The 5523-nt window shown below is 69.1% G+C and carries 4 protein-coding genes; all 4 read right to left on the reverse strand.

Annotated features, from left to right (window positions below):
• Window positions 1-188 precede the first annotated feature (188 nt).
• The 4 genes from ftsZ to PMI01_RS21625 all read right to left on the reverse strand — a co-directional run bounded on the left by ftsZ (window position 189) and on the right by PMI01_RS21625 (window position 5441).
• Window positions 189-1721 carry a cell division protein FtsZ gene (gene ftsZ / locus PMI01_RS21610; RefSeq protein WP_007674238.1) on the reverse strand — a complete coding sequence of 511 codons (1533 nt, stop codon included), beginning with the start codon at window positions 1719-1721 and terminating at the stop codon, window positions 189-191.
• A gap of 510 nt (window positions 1722-2231) precedes the next feature.
• Window positions 2232-3557, reverse strand: a complete 1326-nt coding sequence (gene ftsA / locus PMI01_RS21615; protein ID WP_007674240.1) for a cell division protein FtsA — start codon at window positions 3555-3557, stop codon at window positions 2232-2234.
• 32 nt (window positions 3558-3589) lie between these two features.
• Window positions 3590-4504 carry a cell division protein FtsQ/DivIB gene (locus PMI01_RS21620; protein ID WP_007674242.1) on the reverse strand — a complete coding sequence of 305 codons (915 nt, stop codon included), beginning with the start codon at window positions 4502-4504 and terminating at the stop codon, window positions 3590-3592.
• Window positions 4473-5441: a D-alanine--D-alanine ligase gene (locus tag PMI01_RS21625; protein ID WP_007674244.1), complete on the reverse strand. Its 969-nt coding sequence runs from the start codon at window positions 5439-5441 to the stop codon at window positions 4473-4475. The genes PMI01_RS21620 and PMI01_RS21625 overlap by 32 nt, the downstream gene beginning before the upstream one ends.
• Window positions 5442-5523 lie beyond the last annotated feature (82 nt).

Consider the following 5523-nt stretch of genomic DNA (forward strand, 5'->3'; position numbering starts at 1 on the left):
ACGCGGCGGCCGCCGCGAAGCGGAAGGCCGACGCCGCCGCCGAGGCGGCCGCCAAGACCCACTAGGGGCCCGGGGGACAGGCGCATGCGCCTGTCCCCAAAAAGACCGCGCACAGCAAAACGCCCGGGGCTCTTACCCCGGGCGTCTCGTTTACGCTTACTGGTACGCCACTAAACTCGTGATGCTTTTCAGTTGGCCAGGCGGCGCAGGAAGGACGGGATCTCCAGATCCTCGCCTTCGTCGGCCTGGGGCTGGTCCAGCGGTTGCAGGGCCGGACGGGCCGAGCCCGTCGCCGGACGCTGCTGCTGAGCGGCCGGCTGCTCGTAGCGCTGCTGGCGGCCACCGCCGAACAGGCTCATCCAGCCGCCCGACTTCTGGGCGCGGCGGTCTTCGTAGGTTTCGCTGTACAGCGGCTCGTCGTCGGCTTCGGCGACCATCGGGTCGACGATGCGGGTGACGCGCGGGGCCGGCGCGACATAGGGCTCGGGCGCGGCTTCCATCACCGGCTCTTCGAAGCGCAGGTCTTCCTGCGCGTCGACGGTCGGGGCGGGTTCTTCGTAGGCCGGTTCCGGCGCGTAGGACGCGGTCTGGACGGGACGCTCGATCGGGCGCGGCTCGTAGCGCATGCCCGGACGGCCGGCCTCGGCGGTGATCGGGGCCGGCGCGGGCTGCGGGGCCGGGCGGGTGGTCTCGACCACCAGCGGCTGTGCCGTGGTGTTGCGCGACACCGGCTTGGGCTCGATCTGGGCGATAGAGGCGCCGTCCATGCCGGTGGCGACCACCGACACGCGGATCACGCCGTCCAGCGACGGGTCGAAGGCGGCGCCGAAGATGATGTTGGCTTCCGGATCGACCTGATCCGAGATGGCGTTCGCCGCTTCATCGACTTCAAGAAGCGTCATGTCCATGCCGCCGGTCACGTTGACCAGCACGGCCTTGGCGCCCTTCAGCGAGACTTCGTCCAGCAGCGGGTTGGCGATGGCGTTCTGGGCGGCCATCAGGGCGCGGTCTTCGCCGGTGCCCTCGCCGGTGCCCATCATCGCCTTGCCCATTTCGGTCATGACCGTGCGGACGTCGGCGAAGTCGAGGTTGATCAGGCCCGGCAGGACCATCAGGTCGGTGATCGAACGAACGCCCGAGTGCAGCACCTGGTCGGCCATGCCAAAGGCTTCGGCGAAGGTGGTGCGCTCGTTGGCGACGCGGAACAGGTTCTGGTTCGGAATGACGATCAGGGTGTCGACATAGCGCTGCAACTCACCGATGCCGGCGTCGGCCAGGCGCATGCGGTGGCGGCCTTCGAAGTGGAAGGGCTTGGTGACGACGCCGACGGTCAGGATGCCGCGTTCGCGAGCGCACTTGGCGATGATCGGGGCCGCGCCGGTGCCGGTGCCGCCGCCCATGCCGGCGGTGATGAACACCATGTGCGCGCCGTCCAGGTGCTCGCCGATTTCCGGGAAGCTCTCCTCGGCGGCGCTCATGCCGACTTCGGGGTGAGCCCCGGCGCCCAACCCTTGCGTGACTTGCACGCCCAGCTGGATGCGACGGTCGGTCTTGGCGAACTGGAGCTGCTGCGCGTCGGTGTTGGCCACCACGAACTCAACACCCTCGAGGCCAGCCTCGATCATGTTGTTGACAGCATTGCCGCCTGCGCCACCGACGCCGAACACCACGATACGCGGCTTCAGTTCAGTGGTACGCGGCGCGGAAAGAGAAATAGCCATGGGACCCTCGCGTCCTAAACGCCGAATTCGTCAACTACCGAGCAGACACCGCCGGGAGTCATCTCGACGATCGGGTTAACAGAACAACCACCAACCTTAATCGGTGGTTAACTGCATAAGCTGAGTCGGCCCTCGGTCGACCCCCGCAGAGGGGAAAAAATCCAGTTATCCCAAGGAATCGTGGGGTTTCCTCCACTTCCCGAACCTAGCCGAAGAGGCTGTGCGACGGAACGCCGCTGACCGAAAAAGCCGTCCGAAACCCTGTTTTCGTAGGGCCTGAAACTACACTGTTAGGTGTTTCCGACACTTAGATCCTTAAGGTTTATGCTTAAGTTCTGTTAACACTTGGCCGCAATTCTTGCCCTTGGCCGGCAAGACGAGAAAATTCGCGCGGTCACAGAAATTTACAGTCGGGTCCAGGTCGGCGCGACTCAGCCGAGCTTGGCGCTCCCGGAACCTAGATTCCGGGAGCCTTGGTCCAGGAGGGGGACAGGGTCCCCGATTGTCCGGTCAGAGATTGTCGCGCAGCCAGGCGGCGGCCTTGGCGACCGGGCTGGCGTTGGGGTCCATCGGGCGCTTGCGGATCGCGGCGCCGGCCAGGGCCTTGGGCGAGACCACCTCGCGCGGGCCGAAGGCCGAGCGGTGCAGCACGCCGGCGGCGGCGCAGAAGGCCGGACCCGACGCGGCGTCGGCCAAGTGCGGCACCCGGCGCGGACGGCCCAGGCGGACGGGACGGTCGAACACCCGCACGGCCACTTCACGCACCCCGGCCAGCTGGCTGGCGCCGCCGGTCAGGACGATGCCCGCGCCCGGCTCGACCGGCGCGCCCGAGGCCCGCAGGCGCTCGCGCAGCAGTTCCAGCGTCTCCTCGACGCGCGGCTGGATGATGCCCTTCAGCAGGCTGCGGGGCGCGATCACCGGACCGGCGCCCGGATCGTCGCCTCGCGGCGGGGCCTCGATCATCTCGCGGTCCTCGTTGGCCGAGGCGATGGCGCTGCCGTGCAGGGTCTTGATGCGCTCGGCGCCGGCGACCGAGGTCTGCAGGCCGCGGGCGATGTCCTGCGTCACGTGCCCGCCGCCGACGGCCAGGCTGTCGACGTGGCACAGGGCGCCCTGGTTGAACACCGCCACCGAGGTCGAGCCGCCGCCCATGTCGATGCAGACGGCGCCGAGGTCCATCTCGTCCTCTTCCAGGGCCGCCAGGGCCGAGGCGAAGGGCGCGGCGACCACGCCCTCGAACGACAGGTGGGCCCGCTCGACGCAGTGGGCCAGGGTGTGGAAGACGTTCTCGTTGATCGAGACGACCAGCAGTTCCAGACCCAGGGCGCGGCCGAACATGGCGCGGGGATCGCGCACGCCCTTCTGGCCGTCCACCGACCAGGCGATCGGCAGCAGGTGGATCGGCTTGCGGCCGGGAATGCGGACCTGGGCCAGGGCCGAGGCGATGGCGCGCGACAGGTCGCCGTCGGCGATCGGCCTGGCGCCCAGCGACACCTGGGTGGTGACGCGGTGGCTGGCCAGCTGGCCGCCGGCCGTGCAGATCGAAACGCCCTGGACGTTGACGCCGGCCACGGTCTCGGCCCGCTCGACGGCCTGGGCGATGGCTTGCGCCGCCTCGTCCAGATTGACGATCGCTCCGCCGCGCACGCCGCGCGACTGCACATAGCCGACGCCGGAGGTGGTCAGGGTGCGGTTGTCGCGGTGGATGCCGTCCGGCTTCATGATGAAGCAGGTCACCTTGGACGCGCCGAGGTCGACGGCCGCGACCGCCGGCTGACGCACCAGCGTCGCCTTCAGGCCTTCGCGGGCCTGTTTCCGGTCATCCAGTCGCGACATCGTTAGAGACACCTCACGCCCATAGTTCATCTTCAGGCCCCGCCGGCCACGGGCTGCCCGGGCAGCACCGCGTCACGAGGCCTCACGGCCACCATCTCGGGATCGCGCAGATCGATGCGCGCGAAGCCGAGATCGAGGATTCGTTGTCGTTGATCGAGTTGATCCAATTGAATCAGCGCGGACTCTTCGTCAATGGCCGGCAGCTGGATCAGCGAACCATCTTTCAGGCGCAGGTCCCAGCGGCGGTCGTCGACCCGCACCAGGGCCTCCAGGCGGTCCCGCAGCCGGGGCCGCGCATTGACGGCCGGCAGGATGGCGCCGGCGGCCTGGTCGGCCCCCTGCCCCACCACCAGCGGCAGCTGCGGGAAGCGCGCGGCGTCGGCCTCGCGGATGATCCGCCCTTCGCCATCGATCACCCGCATCGCGCCGGAATGCTGCCAGACGGCCAGGGCCGGGCGCTCCTCGACGGTGATCGAGACGGTGTCGGGCAGCAGGCGCACGACCTTGGCGGTCTTGACCCAGCCCACGCTCTCGACGCGGGCCCGCAGGTCCTCGAGGTCCATGCCCAGGGTAGGCTGGTCCTGGTAGAGCGCCGTGGCGTTCATGATGTCGGCCTTCGCCATCGGCGAGGCGCCTTCGATGTGCACGGCCTTGAGCTTGAAGCCCAGGTCGGCGAACTGGCCGTCGACGCCGCGCCCGAAGGCCGCGGCCAGCCGTTCCGTACGATGACCGGTGGCCAGGGTGGCGACCAGGGCGATCAGCAGGGCCGCGCCGGCCACGCCGAGGGCCAGCCGCGGCGACACGCCCACCCCGCCACGCGCGGCGTGCAGCTTCCCCGTCGGCGGCGCGGGGTTACGCGCGGCCGACCGGCCCTTGTTCGGACTTGCGGGCGCTTCGGCCCGGGGGCGCGTAGGCTTACGCGATCCCCCCCGCATCACCGCGGGCATAAGCGTCCTCCACGATCCAAAACACTAAACGATCAAACGAGACCCCGACGTGGTCCGCCTGCTCGGGAACGAGCGAAGTGGGTGTCATGCCAGGCTGCGTATTGACCTCTAGAAGGACCAGAAGGTCGTTAATTCCGTCATAACGGAAGTCACATCGGGTCACACCTTGGCAACCAAGAGCTGCATGGCCAAGCTCCGCCATGCGCATCGCCCGGTCCCTTACTGCGTTCGGGATTGGCGCTGGAATAACGTGGGTCGATCCACCTTGCGAATACTTGGCGGCGTAGTCGTAGAAACCTGTGGACGGACGAATTTCAGTGACCGCCAGAGCCCTTGGACCCGTTGCACGGCCAAGGACAGCGACCGCCAGCTCCAATCCTGGGATGTAGGGCTCGACCATCACCGCGTCCCCGAAGGCCCAGTCCGGCGCGGCCAGTTCCGGCGGCGGCGCGTTGGCGCCCTCGCGCACGACGAACACCCCGACCGACGATCCCTCGGCGTTGGGCTTCACCACGTAGGGCGGCTGCATCACATGGTCGCGCGCGACATCTTGGCGGTCGAACAGGCCGCCGCCGGGCACGGGGACGCCGGCCGCCGCCAGCACGGCCTTGGACTTGGCCTTGTCCATCGCCAGGGCCGAGGCCAGGACGCCGGAGTGGGTGTAGCGCAGGCCCAGGGTCTCCAGCACGCCCTGCACCCGGCCGTCCTCGCCCCAGCGCCCGTGCAGGGCGTTGAAGACCAGGTCGGGGGCCAGCTTGGCCAGGACCTGGGCGACGTCGCGGCCGGGGTCGACGGGGGTGACCTTGGCGCCGAGGCGCTCGAGGGCGGCGATATAGGCCGCGCCCGTGGCCAGGCTGACCTCGCGCTCGGCGGAGGGGCCGCCGAGCAGGACGGCGATGTGGCGGCCCGCGAGGGGTTGGGGGTCGGCTGGGGTCATGGACCGCAGCCGTACCGGTCTGGTGTCGAGGCGTGAGGGAGAGAGGGTCGGCGTTTGATGCACCCTCTCCCGGAGGGGAGAG

Source organism: Caulobacter sp. AP07 (assembly GCF_000281955.1).
Lineage (GTDB): Bacteria > Pseudomonadota > Alphaproteobacteria > Caulobacterales > Caulobacteraceae > Caulobacter.